The sequence below is a fragment of the Pseudomonas sp. GW822-FHT05A08 genome (genome assembly GCF_058800485.1).
The window spans coordinates 2,681,830-2,700,568 of the sequence record NZ_CM179511.1 but is presented as its reverse complement, the minus strand read 5'-3'; the positions used below and the strand labels follow the sequence as shown (position 1 = coordinate 2,700,568).

The 18,739-nt window shown below is 62.5% G+C and carries 16 protein-coding genes; 11 read left to right on the top strand and 5 right to left on the bottom strand.

Translation table 11 applies throughout. From position 1 onward, the window contains the following. Positions 1-292 precede the first annotated feature (292 nt). Complete coding sequence (locus AC3RCP_RS12135) at positions 293-1,261, top strand: hypothetical protein (protein WP_492571550.1); 969 nt, start codon at positions 293-295, stop codon at positions 1,259-1,261. A gap of 227 nt (positions 1,262-1,488) precedes the next feature. On the opposite strand, the gene AC3RCP_RS12130 is transcribed toward AC3RCP_RS12135, so the two are convergent. The 4 genes from AC3RCP_RS12130 to AC3RCP_RS12115 all read right to left on the bottom strand — a co-directional run bounded on the left by AC3RCP_RS12130 (position 1,489) and on the right by AC3RCP_RS12115 (position 6,766). Then, positions 1,489-2,037: a cupin domain-containing protein gene (locus AC3RCP_RS12130; protein ID WP_007922919.1), complete on the bottom strand. Its 549-nt coding sequence runs from the start codon at positions 2,035-2,037 to the stop codon at positions 1,489-1,491. Between the two features lie 337 nt (positions 2,038-2,374). Further along, on the bottom strand, positions 2,375-3,655 hold the full coding sequence (locus tag AC3RCP_RS12125) for an NAD(P)/FAD-dependent oxidoreductase (protein WP_492571549.1): 1,281 nt from the start codon (positions 3,653-3,655) through the stop codon (positions 2,375-2,377). Between the two features lie 210 nt (positions 3,656-3,865). Then, on the bottom strand, positions 3,866-5,356 hold the full coding sequence (locus AC3RCP_RS12120; protein WP_492571548.1) for an aldehyde dehydrogenase: 1,491 nt from the start codon (positions 5,354-5,356) through the stop codon (positions 3,866-3,868). A gap of 33 nt (positions 5,357-5,389) precedes the next feature. Further along, positions 5,390-6,766 (bottom strand): glutamine synthetase family protein, encoded by a 1,377-nt coding sequence (locus AC3RCP_RS12115; protein ID WP_492571547.1) that lies wholly within the window; start codon positions 6,764-6,766, stop codon positions 5,390-5,392. 265 nt (positions 6,767-7,031) lie between these two features. Between AC3RCP_RS12115 and AC3RCP_RS12110 the strand changes: the two genes are divergently transcribed. From AC3RCP_RS12110 to AC3RCP_RS12075, 8 genes are all read left to right on the top strand, one after another. Beyond that, positions 7,032-7,793 carry a gamma-glutamyl-gamma-aminobutyrate hydrolase family protein gene (locus tag AC3RCP_RS12110; RefSeq protein ID WP_101337463.1) on the top strand — a complete coding sequence of 254 codons (762 nt, stop codon included), beginning with the start codon at positions 7,032-7,034 and terminating at the stop codon, positions 7,791-7,793. Positions 7,794-8,042: 249 nt separating this feature from the next. After that, positions 8,043-9,185: an ABC transporter ATP-binding protein gene (locus tag AC3RCP_RS12105; protein WP_007922906.1), complete on the top strand. Its 1,143-nt coding sequence runs from the start codon at positions 8,043-8,045 to the stop codon at positions 9,183-9,185. Between the two features lie 41 nt (positions 9,186-9,226). Next, positions 9,227-10,108, top strand: a complete 882-nt coding sequence (locus tag AC3RCP_RS12100) for an ABC transporter permease subunit (RefSeq protein ID WP_162235127.1) — start codon at positions 9,227-9,229, stop codon at positions 10,106-10,108. Then, positions 10,105-11,001 (top strand): ABC transporter permease subunit, encoded by an 897-nt coding sequence (locus tag AC3RCP_RS12095; protein ID WP_277588391.1) that lies wholly within the window; start codon positions 10,105-10,107, stop codon positions 10,999-11,001. The genes AC3RCP_RS12100 and AC3RCP_RS12095 overlap by 4 nt, the downstream gene beginning before the upstream one ends. 170 nt (positions 11,002-11,171) lie before the next feature. Continuing rightward, positions 11,172-12,278: a polyamine ABC transporter substrate-binding protein gene (locus tag AC3RCP_RS12090; RefSeq protein WP_404940520.1), complete on the top strand. Its 1,107-nt coding sequence runs from the start codon at positions 11,172-11,174 to the stop codon at positions 12,276-12,278. Between the two features lie 573 nt (positions 12,279-12,851). Then, entirely contained in the window at positions 12,852-13,292 is a 441-nt protein-coding gene (locus AC3RCP_RS12085; RefSeq protein ID WP_007930897.1) for a CBS domain-containing protein, read from the top strand. 209 nt (positions 13,293-13,501) lie between these two features. After that, positions 13,502-13,732, top strand: a complete 231-nt coding sequence (locus AC3RCP_RS12080) for a type II toxin-antitoxin system ParD family antitoxin (RefSeq protein ID WP_007930895.1) — start codon at positions 13,502-13,504, stop codon at positions 13,730-13,732. After that, positions 13,729-14,058, top strand: coding sequence for a type II toxin-antitoxin system RelE/ParE family toxin (locus tag AC3RCP_RS12075; RefSeq protein ID WP_492571546.1), 330 nt, complete (start codon positions 13,729-13,731; stop codon positions 14,056-14,058). The genes AC3RCP_RS12080 and AC3RCP_RS12075 overlap by 4 nt, the downstream gene beginning before the upstream one ends. A 111-nt stretch (positions 14,059-14,169) precedes the next feature. On the opposite strand, the gene AC3RCP_RS12070 is transcribed toward AC3RCP_RS12075, so the two are convergent. Next, positions 14,170-15,072 (bottom strand): LysR family transcriptional regulator, encoded by a 903-nt coding sequence (locus tag AC3RCP_RS12070; RefSeq protein ID WP_007930891.1) that lies wholly within the window; start codon positions 15,070-15,072, stop codon positions 14,170-14,172. Between the two features lie 128 nt (positions 15,073-15,200). Here AC3RCP_RS12070 and AC3RCP_RS12065 point away from each other — a divergent pair, with 128 nt between their 5' ends. Both AC3RCP_RS12065 and AC3RCP_RS12060 read left to right on the top strand, forming a co-directional pair. After that, positions 15,201-16,277: an AbrB family transcriptional regulator gene (locus tag AC3RCP_RS12065; protein ID WP_101337458.1), complete on the top strand. Its 1,077-nt coding sequence runs from the start codon at positions 15,201-15,203 to the stop codon at positions 16,275-16,277. A 221-nt stretch (positions 16,278-16,498) separates the two neighbouring features. Beyond that, entirely contained in the window at positions 16,499-18,724 is a 2,226-nt protein-coding gene (locus tag AC3RCP_RS12060) for an LTA synthase family protein (RefSeq protein WP_492571545.1), read from the top strand. The last annotated feature ends 15 nt before the right edge of the window (positions 18,725-18,739 follow it).

The window sequence follows — 18,739 nt, the reverse complement described above, 5'->3', positions numbered from 1 at the left end:
GGTGCTCCATGACAGCTTTGGTTCAGCTTCTCAGCTTTATCGGCCAAGTTGTTCTTTATGAAGACAGTAGTTCAGACGCGACCTGGAATCGCCCGTTAGTTTGTAGACGCTAAATGGCTGCTTTTGGCCGATAGCCGCCACTCATGAGCAGCAGCTATCGGCCAGAAGCGGACAACGGACCAGTGAATCTGTCACCTTTTCTGCGGGTCAGTTCGGCCAACTGCAAAAATGTTGAATATTTTGGGTGTTTGATGGTATTGCGGAAATTAAATAAATAGCGTGAGGAAATAGCATGAGCGAAGAAAAGAATTACATCAGAACAATGCTGGTTAATAGTAAAAATCATAGGTACGTGGCTGAACTGGACAGTATGGGTGTCAGCGAATATATGCAATTGATGATAAAATCACAACAGGGGGCGCCTTCTTTTGTTCTGGACTTCTCTCCATTAGTGGATGTCTTCCATAAAAAGATTGACGAAAACAATAAGTACCACGAGGAAAGTGAGGTTAAGCTCGGGAGATCATCAATCTATAATATCTGGAGGCAGATAAAAGGATCTAGTGACAGTAGCTTTGCGGGAGCACTTGGAGCAAATTTGGTAGCAAAATCAGAAGATCTTCTTAATTTGATTCATTCGAGGCTGCCTGGACTTACGATAGATTATCGCTCAAATTACCAAAATACTCCGCTTGAAGTTTCTAATAAGAGAGCGGCCGCATTCTCTAAATTTATATCTGACATAGAGGCAGCTTTGGAGATACTGCTCTGCAGGGTCTATATATCTGCAAAGTTTGGCTTCGAAACATTGATTGATGATGTTGTGATGACCGGGCACTGCCGAGCCATCAGAAATGTTGTGCTTGCAGAGTTAAAAAATGATGCTTGTTACAATGAGGCTCAAGCCGATTTCTATCATCACAGCCCGCTATATCATGCGTGCATAGAAGATATCGGGATAAATCCAAATGCCTTATGCTACTTGCTAGGTTCGAGTATAACTTCAGAAGACTTTAAGGATAGGCTTATTGCTGAGGGTGATAGTAATCAGGACGGATACGGCCAATTTCAGACTACTTTGCGTTGGACCTGGTGTGATCGTGAGAAGGCAGAGCGAATTCGAGGGCTTTCTAAAATGTTGGTCAGGCTGAACATGTTGCTTGGCATACTAGAAGAGTTGCATGGGACAGAAATCCAGTTCGATAACGAAAATAAGTATCGGGAAGATTTTAAAGATGCGCTGGCCAAGCTTCTGATTTAAACGTTGACGTAGTCGCTTGAGTCGCCCCCGTCTCCATATGCAGTACAGAGCGTCCGCTTTTGGCCGGAAGCGGGCGCTCCTCAACCAAGCAGATATCTACATTACTCGTCAGTATTCAAGAGCCGGGAGATAGCTCAAAAGCGCCCCGTGAAATCACAGCAGTGATAAGCGTTAAGCGGCGATCAATAGCCGCTCATGACAAGAGAGAGTTTCAGAAATTGCCCAACTCAAAAATTCGCAGGCGTATTCGCACTAATAATCTCCGCCTCATCCTGCCCAATATTGCGAAACTTATGCGGCAAGGTGGTCGGAAAATAATACCCATCCCCCGGATTCAACACGCTCACCTGCCCGTCCACCGTCAGTTCCACGGTGCCACGGGTGACAAGGCCGCACTCCTCCCCTTCCGCATGCACGATCGGCTCGTCCCCAGAACTGGCGCCGGGAGCATATTGCTCACGCAAAAAGCGCATCTGGCGGGTTGGCAGGGCGGCGCCGATCAGCAGCAGGCGGGCGCCGTCGCGGCCGAGGTCGGGTTGTTCGTTGGCGCGGAAGACGTATTGGTGTTCGCGCGGGGGCTGGTCGAAGGTGAAGAAGTCGGCCAGGGACATGGGAATGCCTTCGAGCAGCTTTTTCAGGGAGCTGACGGAGGGGCTGACGCGGTTCTGTTCGATCAGGGAGATGGTGGCGTTGGTCACGCCGCTGCGTCGGGCCAGCTCGCGCTGGGACAGTTTGTAGCTTTCGCGAACGAGTTTGAGTCGAGTGCCCGTGTCCATAGCAGCCTTGTGTGAGGTGTACGTGAGGGTGTTGCGCGTTGGAGTGCGGCCGGTGACTTTTAGTTGCGAAGTTCGCCGATCCAGTGGCCCCGGAACCTGAAAGGCGGCTATTAAATCACGTTTGTGGGTGGAGCTGTAGCGGTGGGCGACGCGGGTGACCGGCCTTGCCGTGGGCGGTGCCAGGCGTTGAAAACTGGCGGTGTTTTTTCGGGCGCTGGAAGGGCCTGCGGCCCTTATCGCAGCCTGCGGCAGCGGCTACAGGTGAAGCGGTTGCGGCTGCGAATTTGCTGGAAAAAAGCCCGCGCGAGCGCGGGCAAACGCAGGAACAGGGTCGCGATCAGATACCGAAGCGGTCACGCAGCGCGTAGTACGCGGCGCCCATGGCGGTCAGCGGGGCCTGGAAGGTGCGGCCGCCGATCATCGGCATGTGCGGCAGCGAGGCGAAGGCGTCGAAGCGCTCGGCGTCGCCACGGATCATTTCCGCGATCAGTTTGCCGGCCAGGTGCGAGCAAGTGACGCCGTGGCCACTGTAGCCCTGCATGTAGTAGGCGTTCTTTTCGATGCGGCCGAATTGCGGCATGCGCGACATGGTCAGCAGGAAGTTGCCGGTCCAACGGTAGTCGATCTTCACGTCCTTGAGCTGGGGGAAGGTCTTGAGGATCTTCGGCCGGATCAGTTGCTCGATGTCGTTCGGCTCGCGGGCGCCGTAGACCACGCCGCCGCCGTACAGCAGGCGGTTGTCGGCGGTGAGGCGGTAGTAGTCCAGCAGGTAGTTGCAGTCTTCGACGCAGTAGTTGTTGCGGATCAGGCTGCGGGCCACTTTTTCCGACAGCGGTTCGGTGACCACGATCTGCGAGCCGCACGGCATGCTCTTGCGCGTCACCCGTGGGTCGAGGTCCTGCTGCAGGTAAGCGTTGCCGGCGATCAGCAGGTACTTGGCGCGCACCACGCCCTTGGCGGTGCGCACGATATTCGGTTCGCCGTAGGTGATTTCCAGCGCCGCCGACTGCTCGAAGATCTTGCCGCCCAGGCCGATGATGGCGCTGGCTTCGCCCAGGGCCAGGTTCAGCGGGTGAATGTGCCCGCCCTGCATGTCCAGCAGGCCGCCGACGTAGGCGTCGGAACCGACTTCCCGGGCGATCTGCGCCTGGTCCAGCAGCTTCAGGTTGTTGTTGCCGTAGCGCTCCCAGCTGGCCTTCTGTTCGGCCAGGCCCTTGAGCTGCTTCTTGTTCATGGCGACGAAGATCCCGCCCGGGCGGTAGTCGCACTGGATGTCGTAGTGCTGGATACGCTGGCGAATGATGTCGGCGCCTTCGAAGATCATGCTGCCCAGCACTTCGGCGCTTTTTTCGCCGTAGCGCGACTCGATCACATCGACGTCGCGGCTGTAGGAGTTGACCAGTTGCCCGCCGTTGCGCCCGCTGGCGCCGAAGCCGACCTTGGCCGCTTCGAGCACGGTGACGCTGTAGCCCGCCTCGGCGAGGAACAGCGCCGAGGACAGGCCGGTGTAGCCGGCGCCGATCACGCAGACGTCGCACTCGACCATTTCTTCCAATACAGGAAAGTCGGCGGTCTGGTTGCGGGTCGCGGCGTAGTAGCTGTTTACGTAGGTTTGCATTATCGAATTCCCCAGCAGGTGCGGGTCGTAGCCCGCCCCGCCGTTGTTATAGGTAGTCGTCTTAACGACAACTGTCTGCGCGTCGATCATGCTGCGTTAAAAACAGGCTCGGAATGCTCATGTAGGCCCCTACAGTCGAACGCGACCCCGGCCGTTCCTCGCCTGTTTTTGCCTTGTCTGATCGCCGCTCGACGAGTTTTCGTAAAGCGCCTAGAGCTTGATCCAGGTCGCTTTCAGCTCGGTGTACTTGTCGAAGGCATGCAGCGATTTGTCGCGACCATTGCCCGACTGTTTGAAGCCGCCGAACGGCGCGGTCATGTCGCCGCCGTCGTACTGGTTGACCCACACGCTGCCGGCGCGCAGGCCACGGGCGAAGCGGTGGGCGCGGCTGAGGTTGCTGGTCCAGACCCCGGCGGCGAGGCCGAAGATGCTGTCGTTGGCGATCGTCAGCGCCTCTTCCTCGGTGTCGAAGCTGATCACCGACAGCACCGGGCCGAAGATCTCTTCGCGGGCGATGGTCATGGCGTTGGTCACGCCGTCAAAAATCGTCGGCTCCACATACAGGCCGCCGGTGCTTTCCAGGGTCCGCGCGCCGCCGGCCAGCAGTTGGCCGCCCTGCTCCTTGCCGATGCCGATATAGCGCAGCACGTTGTCCAGTTGACGCTGATCCACCAGCGCGCCGACGCGGGTATCCGGGTCCAAGGCGTGGCCGGGTTTCCAGGCCTTGATAGCCTCCACCAGCAGCGGAATGAATTGCTCGCGGATCGAGCGTTCCACCAACAGGCGCGAACCGGCGGTGCAGACTTCGCCCTGGTTGAAGGCGATGGCGCTGGCCGCCGCTTCTGCCGCGGCGCGCAGGTCTGGCGCGTCGGCGAACACCACGTTGGGGCTCTTGCCGCCCGCCTCCAGCCACACCCGCTTCATGTTGCTCTGGCCGGAATACACCAGCAGTTGCTTGCCCACCGCGGTGGAGCCGGTGAACGCCAGCACGTCCACGTCCATATGCAGGGCCAGGGCCTTGCCCACGGTGTGACCGTAGCCCGGCAGCACGTTGAACACGCCCTTGGGGATGCCGGCATCCAGGGCCAGCTGGGCGATGCGGATCGCGGTCAGCGGCGACTTTTCCGAAGGCTTGAGGATGAACGAGTTGCCCGCCGCCAGGGCCGGGGCGAATTTCCAGCTGGCCATGATCAGCGGGAAGTTCCACGGCACGATGGCCGCCACCACGCCGGAGGCTTCGCGAGTCACCAGGCCTAGTTGATCGTGGGGCGTGGCCGCGACTTCGTCGTAGATCTTGTCGATGGCCTCGGCGTTCCAGCGGATCGCGTTGGCGGTGGCCGGCACGTCGATGCTCAGGGAATCGCCGATGGGCTTGCCCATGTCCAGGGTTTCCAGGAGCGCCAGTTCTTCCTGGTGCTCGAGGATCAAATCGGCGAAGCGGATCAGCACGCGCTTGCGCTCGGCCGGGGCCTTGCGCGACCACACGCCGGACTCGAACGCCTGGCGTGCCACCTGCACCGCCCGGTTGGCGTCGGCCTCGTCGGTGCTGGCAACGTTGGCCAGGAAGCGCCCGTCCACCGGGCTGATGCACTCGAAGGTGGCCGCGCTGGCGGCGTGGCAATACTGGCCGTCGATAAAGGCGCGCCCTTCGAGGGTCAAGGACTGGAAGCGCTGCTCCCAGTCGCTGCGGGATTTAGTCATGGCAAACACTCAACGCAGGATAAGGAACGGCCATCAGACCGTGTGCAGGTACCAGTTGTATTCGAGGTCGGAGATCGAGTTTTCGAACTCGGCCAGCTCGCTTTCCTTACAGGCGACGAACACGTCGATGTACATCGGGTCGATGTACTTGGCCATCACCTCGCTGTCGTCGAGCACGCGCAGGGCGTCGCGCAGGTTGCTCGGCAGGCTCTGTTCGTTCTGCTCGTAGGAGTTGCCTTCCACCGGCGCGCCGGGCTCGATCTGGTTGGTCAGGCCGTGGTGAATACCGGCCAGTACCGAAGCCATCAGCAGATAGGGGTTGGCGTCGGCGCCGGCTACACGATGCTCGATGCGCACCGCATCCGCCGAACCGGTCGGCACGCGCACCGCCACGGTACGGTTGTCGATGCCCCAGCTCGGCGAGTTCGGCACGTAGAACTGCGCGCCGAAGCGGCGGTAGGAGTTGACGTTCGGGCAGAGGAACGCCATCTGCGCCGGCAGGGTTTCCAGCACGCCGCCAATGGCGTGGCGCAGGGCGTCGTTGGTTTCCGGGTCGTCGCTGGCGAAGATGTTGTTGCCTTGCTTGTCGAGAATCGAGATGTGCACGTGCAGGCCGTTGCCGGCCTGGCCCGGGTAAGGCTTGGCCATGAAGGTGGTGTCCATCTCATGGTCGTAGGCGATGTTCTTCACCAGGCGCTTGAGCAGCACCGCGTAGTCGCAGGCTTTGATCGGATCGGAGACGTGGTGCAGGTTGACTTCGAACTGTGCCGGGGCGCTTTCCTTGACGATGGCGTCGGCGGGGATGCCCTGCTCTTTCGCGCCTTCGAGGATGTCTTGCAGGCAGTCGACATATTCGTCGAGGTCGTCGATCAGGTAGACCTGGGTCGACTGCGGACGCTTGCCGGAAATCGGCGAACGCGGCGACTGCGGGCGACCGTTCACGTTGTCCTGGTCGATCAGGTAGAACTCCAGCTCGAAGGCCGCGCAGATGGTGAGGCCCAGCTCGTCGAACTTGGCAACGACCTGGCGCAGCACTTCGCGCGGGTCGGCGAAGAACGGCTGGCCTTCGATTTCGTGCATGGTCATCAGAAGTTGCGCGGTCGGGCGCTTCTGCCAGGGCTCGACGCTGAGGGTGCCGGGGATCGGGTAGCAGATGCGGTCGGCGTCGCCGATGTCCAGGCCCAGGCCGGTGCTTTCCACGGTGGAGCCGTTGATGTCCAGGGCGAACAGCGAGGCCGGCAGGTTGATGCCCTTCTCGTACACCTTGTGCAGGGCGGTACGTTCGATGCGCTTGCCGCGCACCACGCCGTTCATGTCTGCAATCAGCAGGTCGACGTAGAGGATCTCGGGATGGTTCTTCAGGAAGGCGTTGGCTTCGTTGAGCTGAACGGCACGCAGTGGGACCGACATGATGCACCTATGTGTTAATTATTATGTTCAAAGCGGTTTCGTGGCAGCAGTCAATCCGAAAGGAAAAGTGAAGTCAATAGCGAACACAGAGCCCACAGCGTTAAATATTTTGCCCTATATGGCCGCACAAGCAGGCAATAGACGCACAGATATCGAATATCCGACGAGCTGCGTTTAGAATTTTTTACACGGAAGTTGTTAATTAAAATCAACGAGGATAAGCTCTGGAAAAACTCGTTCCAGCGTGAATTTCGAGGTGATAAAAATGGCATTCAAGCCATTGATCGGCGTTACTGCGTGCGTCAAAGAGATCGGGCTGCACCCCTACCACGTCAGCGGCGACAAGTACTTGCGTGCTGTCAGCAGCGCGGCCGAGGGCCTGCCCCTGATCATTCCTTCCCTGGCGGACCTCATCGATACCGAGGCTCTGCTGCAGAACCTGGACGGCCTGCTGTTCACCGGCTCGCCGTCGAATGTGGAGCCCTTCCACTATCAGGGCCCGGACAGCGAACCGGGCACCGCCCACGATCCCCAGCGCGATGCCACCACCCTGCCCCTGCTGCGCGCGGCGATTGCCGCCGGCGTGCCGGTGCTGGGCATCTGCCGCGGCTTCCAGGAAATGAACGTGGCCTTCGGCGGCAGCCTGCACCAGAAGGTGCATGAGTTGCCGGGCTACCTCGATCACCGCGAAGCCGACCACCCGGACCTGGCCGTGCAATATGCCCCCGCCCATGCCGTCAGGGTGCAAGCGGGCGGCGTGTTCCAGGCCCTGGACCTGCCCCGGGAATTCCAGGTCAACTCGATCCACAGCCAGGGCATCGACCGCCTGGCCCCCGGCCTGCGCGCCGAGGCGCTGGCACCGGACGGGCTGATCGAAGCCGTGTCGGTTGAACACAGCACGGCCTTTGCCCTGGGCGTGCAGTGGCATCCGGAATGGCAGGTGCTGTCGAACCCGGTCTACCTGCGGATCTTCCAGGCCTTCGGCGATGCCTGCCGGCAACGGGCGGCGCAGCGCAACGGCCACTGATCAAAAGCTTCACCCACGAAATTGACTGCCACGCCCCCGGCCGGCGGCGGCGCGCCTTTGTGCGCCCGCCCCGGGCCGTGGGGCGGTTCAAGCCACACCCAGCACTACGAGAACCTGCTTTTAACAACAAGAACCAGCGTCAGGCCGCCAGGACGGCAGCGCCGAATAAACCCGCCACCGCGGGTTTGTCATCCATCTATTAAGCCGGGCCGTTTTGGCCCGACGACTGACATCTGTTGGGAGTTCCACATGGCAAACGCCTCCAGCACGTACAGAAAAGCTCTGGAAGGTCACCCGCAACCGCAGAAGGTGCTGGTGAGAGTCGACCGCGTGACCAAGAAGTTCGATGAAACCGTGGCCGTGGACGATGTGTCCCTGGACATTCACCAGGGCGAGATCTTCGCCCTGCTCGGTGGCTCGGGTTCCGGCAAGTCCACCCTGCTGCGCATGCTGGCGGGCTTCGAGCGGCCGACGGAGGGGCGTATCTACCTGGACGGCGTGGACATCACCGACATGCCGCCCTATGAGCGGCCGATCAACATGATGTTCCAGTCCTATGCCTTGTTCCCGCACATGACCGTGGCGCAGAACATCGCCTTCGGCCTCAAGCAGGACCGCCTGCCGGCCAGCGAGATCGACGCGCGGGTGGAAGAGATGCTGCGCCTGGTGCACATGACCCAGTACGCCAGGCGCAAGCCGCACCAGTTGTCCGGCGGCCAGCGCCAGCGCGTGGCCCTGGCCCGCTCTCTGGCCAAGCGGCCGAAGCTGCTGCTGCTCGACGAACCCATGGGCGCCCTGGATAAAAAGCTGCGTTCGCAGATGCAGCTGGAACTGGTGGAGATCATCGAGCGCGTCGGCGTGACCTGCGTGATGGTGACCCACGACCAGGAAGAAGCCATGACCATGGCCCAGCGCATCGCCATCATGCACCTGGGCTGGATCGCCCAGATCGGCAGCCCGATCGACATCTACGAAGCCCCGGTCAGCCGCATGGTCTGCGAGTTCATCGGCAACGTGAACGCCTTCGACGGCACCGTCATCGAAGACCTGGAAGGCCACGCGGTGATCCACTGCCCGGAGCTGGAACAGCAGATCTACGTCGGCCACGGCGTCAGCACCTCGGTGCAGGACAAGTCGGTGACCTACGCCATCCGCCCGGAAAAGATGCTGGTCAGCACCCGCCAACCCGAGCACCGCTACAACTGGTCCCGGGGCAAGGTGCATGACATCGCCTACCTCGGCGGGCATTCGGTGTTCTACGTCGAACTGCCCGGCGGCAAGATCGTCCAGTCGTTCATGGCCAACGCCGAACGCCGTGGCGCGCGGCCGACCTGGGACGACCAGGTGTACGTGTGGTGGGAAGACGACAGCGGCGTGGTACTGCGCGCATGAATACCTCCAGCATGACTCTCAATCAGCGTTTGTCCCGTGTGCTGCCCAGCGGTCGCAAGCTGGTGATCGGCATTCCATTCCTCTGGCTGTTCCTGTTCTTCATGCTGCCGTTTTTCCTGGTGATGAAGATCAGCTTCTCGGAAGCGGCCCTGGCCATTCCGCCCTACTCGGAGATCTACAGCTTCGCCGAACAGAAATTCCAGCTGCTGCTCAATGTCGGCAACTACGCGCTGCTGGTGGGTGACGAGCTGTACATCTCGGCCTACCTCGGCTCGCTGAAAGTCGCCCTGCTCAGCACCCTGATGTGTCTGGTGATCGGCTTCCCCATGGCCTACGCGATCACCAAGGCCAGCAAGGAAACCCAGAACGTCTTGCTGCTGCTGATCATGATGCCGACCTGGACCGCGATCCTGATCCGCGTCTATGCCTGGATGGGCATCCTCAGCAACAACGGTTTGCTCAACGGTTTCCTGATGTGGAGCGGCCTGACCTCGGAGCCGATCGAGATCCTCAACACCAACACCGCGGTCTATATCGGGGTGGTGTACGCGTATTTGCCGTTCATGGTGCTGCCGCTGTACGCCAACCTGGTCAAGCACGACCAGAGCCTGCTGGAAGCGGCGTCGGACCTGGGTTCGAGCAACTTCAACAATTTCTGGAAAATCACCGTGCCCTTGGCCAAGAACGGCATCATTGCCGGTTGCATGCTGGTGTTCATTCCAGTGGTCGGCGAGTTCGTGATTCCCGAGCTGCTGGGCGGCCCGGAGACCCTGATGATCGGCCGCGTGCTGTGGCAGGAGTTCTTCAACAACCGCGACTGGCCGGTGGCCTCCGCCCTGGCGGTGGTGATGCTGGCGATCCTGATTATTCCGATCCTGCTGTTCAACCGCAGCCAGGCCAAAGAGATGGAGGGACGGGCATGAAACGTTTCGGATTTTCCAGCCTGATGCTGGTGCTCGGCCTGGTGTTCATTTACCTGCCGATGCTGATTCTGGTGATCTACTCGTTCAACGCCTCCAAGCTGGTGACGGTCTGGGGCGGCTGGTCGGTGAAGTGGTACGTCGGCCTGCTGGATAACCAGCAGTTGATGGGCTCGGTGGTGCGCTCCCTGGAGATCGCCTGCTACACCGCGATCGCCGCGGTGGCCCTGGGCACCCTGGCGGCCTTCGTGCTGACCCGGGTCACCCGCTTCAAGGGCCGCACCCTGTTCGGCGGCCTGGTCACCGCGCCGCTGGTGATGCCAGAGGTGATCACCGGCCTGTCGCTGTTGCTGCTGTTCGTGGCCATGGCGCAGATGATCGGCTGGCCGCAGGAGCGTGGCATCGTCACCATCTGGATCGCCCACACCACATTCTGCGCCGCCTATGTGGCCGTGGTAGTCTCCGCGCGCTTGCGTGAGCTGGACCTGTCCATCGAAGAGGCGGCCATGGACCTGGGTGCGCGGCCGTGGAAGGTGTTTTTCCTGATCACCATCCCGATGATCGCCCCGTCGCTGGCGGCCGGCGGCATGATGTCCTTTGCCTTGTCCCTGGACGACCTGGTACTGGCGAGCTTCGTCTCCGGCCCGGGTTCCACCACCCTGCCGATGGAAGTGTTCTCGGCGGTGCGCCTCGGCGTGAAGCCGGAGATCAACGCGGTGGCCAGCCTGATCCTGCTGGCGGTGTCGCTGGTGACCTTCCTGGTCTGGTACTTCGGCCGCCGCGCCGAAGCAGCCCGCAAGCGGGCGATCCAGGAAGCCATGGACTACACCGCCAACGAAGCCTGGCAGCCAGCGGCCGCCAGCAAACCTGCTGCACCAGCGCCTGCGACGGCCTAGGCCATCGCGTTCACGACACACGGCAGCGCCTGGATCGCGAGCACGCTCGCTCCTACAGACATGCACCGTCCCTGTAGGAGCCAGCTTGCTGGCGATGGCGCCCACCCTGACACACCGCATTGCGAATGCAGCAATTCTGCACAATAAGAAATGGAGTTGTAGTGATGAAAATGCTTGGCAGGACACTGTTCGCCAAAACCATGCTGACCCTGTCCTTGATGGGCACGATGGTGACCGGCGCTCAAGCCAGCGACAAGGAGCTGCGGGTCTACAACTGGTCGGACTATATCGCCCCGGACACCCTGAAGAAGTTCGAGGCCGAGACCGGCATCCATGTCATCTACGATGTCTTCGACAGCAACGAAACCCTGGAAGCGCGCCTGCTCACCGGCAAGTCCGGCTATGACATCGTGGTCCCGTCCAACAGCTTTATGGCCAAGCAGATCAAGGCCGGGGTCTACCAGGAACTGGACAAGTCGCGACTGCCGAACTGGAAGAACCTCAACCCGGTGCTGCTGCAGAACGTCGCCGCCAGCGACCCGGACAATGCCCACGCCTTCCCGTATATGTGGGGCTCGATCGGCATCGGCTACAACCCGGACAAGGTCAAGGCGGTGCTCGGTAGCGACGCGCCGACCAACTCCTGGGACCTGCTGTTCAAGCCGGAGAACGCCGAGAAGCTCAAGGCTTGCGGCATCAGCTTCCTCGACTCGCCGACGGAAATGCTCCCCGCCGCCCTGCACTACCTGGGCTACCCGGTGACCAGCAAGGACAAGGCGCAGATCCTCGAGGCCGAGGCGCTGTTCATGAAGATCCGTCCTTCGGTGACCTACTTCCATTCCTCCAAGTACATCTCCGACCTGGCCAACGGCAATATCTGCGTGGCCGTGGGTTACTCCGGCGACGTGCTGCAGGCCCGTTCGCGCGCCGCAGAGGCCGGCAACAAGGAAAAGGTCGCCTTCAGCATTCCCAAGGAAGGCGCCGGCAGCTTCTACGACATGATGGCCATGCCCAAGGACGCGGCCAACGTCGACAACGCCTACCTGTTCATGAACTTCCTGATGCGCCCGGACATCATCGCCGAGGTCACCAACAGCCTCGGCTACAGCAACGCCAACGCCGCCGCCACGCCGCTGGTGGACGAAGCCATCCGCAACGACCCGGCCTCGTACCCGCCGCAGGCCGTGCTCGCCACCCTGTACGCGGTGCCCGACCAGCCGATCGCCATCCAGCGCGTGATGAACCGCGGCTGGACGCGGATCAAGCTCGGCAAATGACACCCTCCGCGCCCGCCATCGCGGCGGGCACCGCAGCCCTCTTCCGTTCAGTCGCGCCTTACCACCGCGACACCCCTGCGAACGGGCTCGCCTGGCTCCCTCGGTTCAGGTGACTCCTTGGCGCCCTCCTCGGGCGCCTTTTTTGCTTTTAGCCCCCACACAAAACCCTGTAGCCGCTGCCGCAGGCTGCGATCGGCCCGCAGGGACGCAACGATCTCAAGACCCATGAAGGCCCTGCGGGCCTTATCGCAGCCTCGCCGGCTCGGCAGCGGCTACAGGGCCGCTGCCAGGTTTCATGTAGCCGCTGCCGCAGGCTGCGATCGGCCCGAAGGGACGCAACGATCTCAAGACCCCATGAAGGCCCTGCGGGCCTTGTCGCAGCCTCGCAGGCTCGGCAGCGGCTACAGGGCGCGCCCGGTAATGGGGCGTTTTCCGGGAAGAAACGATTCAGTGGCGTTTTTCCTTCTGTGGGTGCCGCTTTCAACCTTGCCCCTTCGTTCACTCTCTACGATTCTGTAGAGACCCCCTCGGGGCGGCGCCAGGCCGCCTTGGGCAAAACAACAGGAGCGCCCCATGAAGAGCGTCGCTGAAGTACTGAAGTTGAAGGCCAAGCACAACCAGCAAGTGCACACCATCGCGCCCCACCAGATGGTGCTCGAAGCACTGATGCTGATGGCCGAGAAGAACGTCGGCGCCCTGCCCGTGATGCAGAACGGCGAAGTGGTCGGGGTGATCAGCGAACGCGACTACGCGCGCAAACTGGTGCTGCACGGCCGCTCCTCGGTGGGCACGCCGGTCAGCGCGATCATGAGCTCGCCGGTGATCACCGTGGACTCGCACCAGAGCGTGGAGACCTGCATGGGCATCATGACCGACAGCCACCTGCGGCACCTGCCGGTGGTGGAAGACGGCCAGTTGCTGGGCCTGCTGTCGATCGGCGACCTGGTCAAGGAAGCCATCGCCGAACAGGCCGACCTGATCCGCCAGCTGGAACAGTACATTCGCGGCGAGTAAGCCCTCCCCTCACCACTACCATCCCCCCGCAGGAGCCGGCTTGCCGGCGAAGAGGCCCACCGGCCGGCTCCTGCACAGCCAAACCATTGCAGCATCCCGCCGACGCGGTTCGGCACAATCGGGCACCCTAGGATCACCCCTCATCGACTGTGGCAAGGCCAGGTTAGCGGCGTATACTTTGGCAAATTTTGTCAACAGTGGACAAAACCATGAGCACCATGAACATTTCCCTGCCAGAAGCCCTCAAGGCCTTCGTCGACGATCAGGTCAGCCAGCGGGGCTACAGCACCAGCAGCGAGTATGTACGGGAGCTGATCCGCAAGGATCAGGATCGACAGCACCTGCGCGGTCTGCTGCTGGCGGGTGCTGAATCGGCGCCTGGCGCTCCTGTGGATGATCGTTACTTCGACGCCCTTCGCGACAGGGTCCGTAAGGAATGAAGGCACAGCGGGTCATTCCAAGGGCCCTGGCCAATCAGGATGTAGAAGACGCTATCGCTTACTACCTGGCTCAACAGGCCGAGCAGGCGGCCCTGGGCTTCATCGACGACCTGCAAGCCGCCTATGCGCATATCGCCCGGCATCCGGCCTCAGGCCTTTCCCGCTACACCCATGAGCTCGATTTGCCAGGGCTTCTCTACTGGCCATTGAGTCGCTATCCCTATCTGGTGTTCTACACCCGGCACGACGACCACATTGACGTGTGGCGCGTCCTGCACGCCATGCGGGACATTCCCGCCTCGCTGACGCAAAGCCCAGCACACTGAACGACCAGCAGCGTTCAATTGCACCGGCCTTGCCGGCTATCGCGAGCAATCGAGCGTCGACCGGCTGCTCCTACGGAGGCACGCCATGCGTAGCCCCTTACCAGGCGCCGTTTAACCCGCGGTAAAAAACTGCCGCCCATCGCGCTTGAGCAAATCCAAAAGCAACTGGGCCGCCGGCGACAGGTAGCCTTCGGTCCGCACCAGTACCACGATGCTGCGGTGCATGCGGGTTTGCGCCAGCGGCACTTCCCGCAGGTGGGCGATGCCCTTGAAGTCGTCCAGGGTTTCCCGGGCCAGGAAGCTCAGCAGCCCGGTCTTGGCGATCAGCCGCGGCAGCAGGGAGATGGTGTTGGTCTCGATCTGCACCGACGGCAATGGCAGCTGGTGGCTCTGGAACACGTTGTCGATCCAGCGGCGGGCCGAGACCCCGGTTCCCGGCAGTACCCAACGGTAGTCGCACAGGTCTTGCAGGCGCATCGGCGTGTCGAACACCGGATGGTCGCGGCTGGCCACCACCACGGCCTGGTCTTCGAACAGGGTGTGATGGCTCAGGTGCGGGTCACCCTCGGACAGCGGGCAAATCACCATGTCCAGGCGCCCCGAACGCAGGGACTCGCGGAGCACGTCGTCCTGGCCGATCACCAGGTTCAGGGTGATGTCCGGGGCGCGCTCCAGCAGTGTCGCAGTCATCTGCGGCAGCAAGTGCTCGGCCATGCTGGCGGCACAGCCCAGGCGGATGTTGCCGAGCACGCCGCTGGCAAAATCGCGCACCTCGCGATGGGTCTCAGCGATGTTCTGCTGCAACTGCCGAGCGCGCTGTTGCAGCAACTGGCCCACCGCCGTCAGCTTGATCCGCCGCCCGTCACGCTCGAACAGCTTGGTGCCGAAGGACTCCTCCAGGCGCTGGATGCTCTTGGTCAGCGCCGGCTGGCTGCGATTGAGCTTCTGCGCCGCGCGCCCGAGGTGGCCGAGCTCGGCGATGGTTTCGAAATAGGTCAGGTCGCGCAGGTCCATAATCGATAAACCAGAGTTATTGGTTGATCACAATTAGAAACTGGACTTGATCAATTGCGCTATCAATAATTTGCTCCAAAGCGCTGGTAGCAACGGTCCCGCAACAGGAACGGCCAGCGCGCTGGAGAATGCCCTTGCCTCGTCCCTCGCCTTTGTCCCTGTCCGCCTGGCCCCTTGCCCTGCAATGGCTGGCGCTGCTGATCCTCGCCGGCAGCGCCGGGCAGTTGCTGAACCACTTCGAGGTGCCCGCCGGGCAGTTTCTCGGGCCGATGCTGGTGGCCATCGGTTTCGGCGTCAGCGGTGCCAGCATCCGCGTGCCGCGCCAGGCCTTTCGCCTCGGCCAGGGTTCGGTCGGGGTCCTGGCCGCCCACTCCATGACCATGGCCGTGCTGGCCTCGATGGCTCAGTCCTGGCATGTGATGCTGTTCGCCACCGTGCTCACCGTCTGCCTCAGTGCCCTGGTCGGCCTGGCGCTGGTGCGCCTCGGCGGCCTGCCACCCAGCACCGCGGCCTGGGGCACCGCGCCGGGGGCGGCCTCGGCCATGGTCGCGATGGCCGACGACTTCGGCGCCGACTCGCGGGTGGTGGCCACCATGCAGTACGTGCGAGTGGTCTGCGTGGTGATGATCGGCGCCCTGGCCGGCCACTGGATCGGCGTCCCGGCCGGCGGCAGCCAGGCCCACAGCACCGAGGTGGTCCTGCAGACCTTCACCCTGCTCAACCTCGGCCTGACCCTGGGCACCATCGTGCTCGGCGTGCTGCTCGGCTCACGGGTGCCGGCCGGGGCCCTGCTGGTACCGCTGCTGATCGGCGGCGCCTTGCAGATCTCCGGGCTGCTGCACATCACCCTGCCCGGCTGGCTGCTGGCCCTGGCCTATGGCGCCATCGGCTGCTACATCGGCCTGCGCTTCGACCGGCCGACCGTGCGCTACGTCTGGGCCCGCCTGCCGGCGATGATCTTCGGCGCGGTGCTGCTGATCGCCCTCTGCGCGCTGTCGGCCTGGCTGCTGGCGCACTGGCTGGACAAGGATTTCCTCTCGGTCTACCTCGCCACCAGCCCCGGCGGCCTGGACGCCATGACGATCATCGCGGTGGACACCCACTCCGACGTCGGCCTGGTGCTGGCCATGCAGACCCTGCGGCTGTTCGCGGTGATCGTCAGCGGCGCTTTTTTCGCCCGGCTGATCATCAAGTGGTCGCGCTGAACCTGGAGCCGGGCGTCTTTAAATACTCTGAAATAGTAAATCCCAGCGCCATCCCCCCTTCCCCGGCCCTACCGCCAGGCGCCTGAATACGGGCTTCAAGCCACCGTCCTGCAGCACCCCGGGCCGTTTCGCCAGCGACCCGGGAGCTTATTTCCTTCTCGAATAAGAAACGTCTTGCCGCCGGCTGTTGTTACCATGGCGCACATTTGCGTGAAGATTTAATGACTGGCAGGTTTTTCGTGAATTTCATCCGGCGTGTTTTCCATCATCCCCTGGCCCCCCTCGGCGCACTGCTGAGCCTGGTGCTGCTCGTGCCCCTGGTGGCGCGCGCGCTGCTCGGCTGGTCCGATCCCCTGGGCTATCTCTCCGACCTGGGCACCGCGGGCCTGTTGACCCTGCTGCTGTACCGCCGGCCCTGGTGGCTGGCCCTGCCGGTGCTGCTGGTGTGGAGCCTGCTGAGCATCGCCAGCGCCGAGCTGGTCAGCGCCGTGGGCCGCCTGCCCAATGCCTCCGACCTGCATTACCTGTTCGACCCGCAGTTCGTCGGCAACTCCACCGGTGGCGGCCTGGCTCATCCCTGGCTGGCGGCGGCGTTGCTGTCCGGGCTGGCGTTGTGGCTGGGCGTGCAATGGGCGGCCCGCGGCACCCGCGCCCCGCGCTTGCCGCGCCATGCCTGGACCGCCCCGGCGCTGCTGTGGCTGGCCCATGGCGGCGTGCAATACCTGAACCCCAGCGAAGCCGATCAATGGCGCCTGTTCAACCTGCCGCACCAGTTGCTCGCGGCCGCCGCCGGCCAGGGCCAGGTACAGCTGGAGCAATGGCTGGAAGGCGATGTGCCCGAACTGCCGGTGCAGATGGCCGGCCTGACCCAGCTCGACCTCGACGGCGAGCCACTGCTGGCCGCCCCGGGCCAGGCGCGCAACGTGCTGGTGATCGCCCTGGAAGGCATTCCCGGGGCCTATATCAAGACCAACCGCGAGGCCCTGCACAGCCGCTACCAGGACAACCTGATGCCCAAGCTCAGCGCCTGGGCCGAACGCGGCATGAACACCCCGGACTACGTACTGCACAGCCACCAGACCATCCGCGGCCTGTACGCCATGCTCTGCGGCGACTACGACAAGCTCGACAACGGTACGCCCAAGGGCATCGAGCTGCTGACCCAGAGCCAGCGCAACCAGGCCTGCCTGCCGGCGCAGTTGCGCAAGCAGGGTTTCAACACCCATTACCTGCAAGGCGCCGGCCTACGTTTCATGGCCAAAGACAAGATCATGCCGCACATAGGCTTCGACTCGACCCACGGCCTGGAGTGGTTCAGCAACGCCAACTACCTGGACTTCCCCTGGGGCAAGGACGACAAGGCTTTCTTCGAAGGCGCGCTGGACTATGTCGGCCAGCTGAAAAAGCAGAAGCAGCCGTGGATGCTCACCCTGCTGACCGTCGGCACCCACCAGCCCTACTCCGCGCCGGAGGACTACCTCAACCGCTTCGACACGCCCAAGCAGGCCGCGGTGGCCTACCTGGACGATGCCATCGGTGAGTTCATGGACCAGCTGGAGCGCCAGGGCGTGCTCAAGGACACCCTGGTGGTGATCACCTCGGACGAGTCCCACGGCATCGATGGCGTACGCCTGGCCTCGTCCTGGGGCTTCAACCTGATGCTCGCCCCGGAGCAGGCGCAGTTGCCCAGGCTCAAGTCCGGGACCTACGGCCATGTCGACCTGAGCGCCTCGGTGCTCGACTATTTCGGCTTCCAGGTGCCGGACAGCCTCAGCGGTCGCTCGCTATTTCGCGACTACGCCCTGGGCCGGGAGATCATGTCCTACACCAACGGCAAGCTGCGTTATCACGATGGCCAGGGCACCCTGACCGAGTGCGATTTCCAGCAGCGTTGCCGCTACTACTCAAGCACGGGCTTCATCGCCGACAGCGCCACCTTCAAGGGCCAGTACGGCGGCCTGCGGGCGCGCCAGATCAGCGCCCGGGCCGAAGGCCTGGACCGCACCCTGCTGCAATCGCCGCTGAACCTGCGCTACCAGTTCGGCAGCCCGGCGATCATCCCGCTGCAGGCGCAGATCAAGGATGACTGGGCCGACAACCTGATCGGCGCGCAGTACCTGGAAATGCCCAAGGGTTCGCTGACCCGCGTGCGCTTCACCGTGCGCTCGGCCGACCCGCAGCAGAACGCCTACATCCTGCTCAAGGGCAAGGAGCGCGAGCAGGACGTGGCCCTGGGCCTGCCGGAAGAGATGCTGGTCACCCCCGACCAGCCGCTGGAAATGGACTTCAGCTTCGCCAACCCGGAATCGCGCAAGGCCTTCTCCTTCCACCTCCTGGGCTACGGCCTGGGCGCGGTGGAAGTCAGTGACTTCAGCGTGATCACCGAACTGCCGGGGCAAGAGCAAGACAGCGAAGAACCCCAGGACGACAACCCGCACGCCTCCTGAATCGCCTCCCCGGGA

Excerpts from the sequence above, each read along its gene's own strand:
- AC3RCP_RS12135 (WP_492571550.1), top strand. The coding sequence starts at position 293 with ATGAGCGAAGAAAAGAATTACATCAGAACAATGCTGGTTAATAGTAAA.
- AC3RCP_RS12130 (WP_007922919.1), bottom strand. The coding sequence starts at position 2,037 with ATGGACACGGGCACTCGACTCAAACTCGTTCGCGAAAGCTACAAACTG.
- AC3RCP_RS12125 (WP_492571549.1), bottom strand. The coding sequence starts at position 3,655 with ATGCAAACCTACGTAAACAGCTACTACGCCGCGACCCGCAACCAGACC.
- AC3RCP_RS12120 (WP_492571548.1), bottom strand. The coding sequence starts at position 5,356 with ATGACTAAATCCCGCAGCGACTGGGAGCAGCGCTTCCAGTCCTTGACC.
- AC3RCP_RS12115 (WP_492571547.1), bottom strand. The coding sequence starts at position 6,766 with ATGTCGGTCCCACTGCGTGCCGTTCAGCTCAACGAAGCCAACGCCTTC.
- AC3RCP_RS12110 (WP_101337463.1), top strand. The coding sequence starts at position 7,032 with ATGGCATTCAAGCCATTGATCGGCGTTACTGCGTGCGTCAAAGAGATC.
- AC3RCP_RS12105 (WP_007922906.1), top strand. The coding sequence starts at position 8,043 with ATGGCAAACGCCTCCAGCACGTACAGAAAAGCTCTGGAAGGTCACCCG.
- AC3RCP_RS12095 (WP_277588391.1), top strand. The coding sequence starts at position 10,105 with ATGAAACGTTTCGGATTTTCCAGCCTGATGCTGGTGCTCGGCCTGGTG.
- AC3RCP_RS12090 (WP_404940520.1), top strand. The coding sequence starts at position 11,172 with ATGCTTGGCAGGACACTGTTCGCCAAAACCATGCTGACCCTGTCCTTG.
- AC3RCP_RS12085 (WP_007930897.1), top strand. The coding sequence starts at position 12,852 with ATGAAGAGCGTCGCTGAAGTACTGAAGTTGAAGGCCAAGCACAACCAG.
- AC3RCP_RS12080 (WP_007930895.1), top strand. The coding sequence starts at position 13,502 with ATGAGCACCATGAACATTTCCCTGCCAGAAGCCCTCAAGGCCTTCGTC.
- AC3RCP_RS12075 (WP_492571546.1), top strand. The coding sequence starts at position 13,729 with ATGAAGGCACAGCGGGTCATTCCAAGGGCCCTGGCCAATCAGGATGTA.
- AC3RCP_RS12070 (WP_007930891.1), bottom strand. The coding sequence starts at position 15,072 with ATGGACCTGCGCGACCTGACCTATTTCGAAACCATCGCCGAGCTCGGC.
- AC3RCP_RS12065 (WP_101337458.1), top strand. The coding sequence starts at position 15,201 with ATGCCCTTGCCTCGTCCCTCGCCTTTGTCCCTGTCCGCCTGGCCCCTT.
- AC3RCP_RS12060 (WP_492571545.1), top strand. The coding sequence starts at position 16,499 with ATGACTGGCAGGTTTTTCGTGAATTTCATCCGGCGTGTTTTCCATCAT.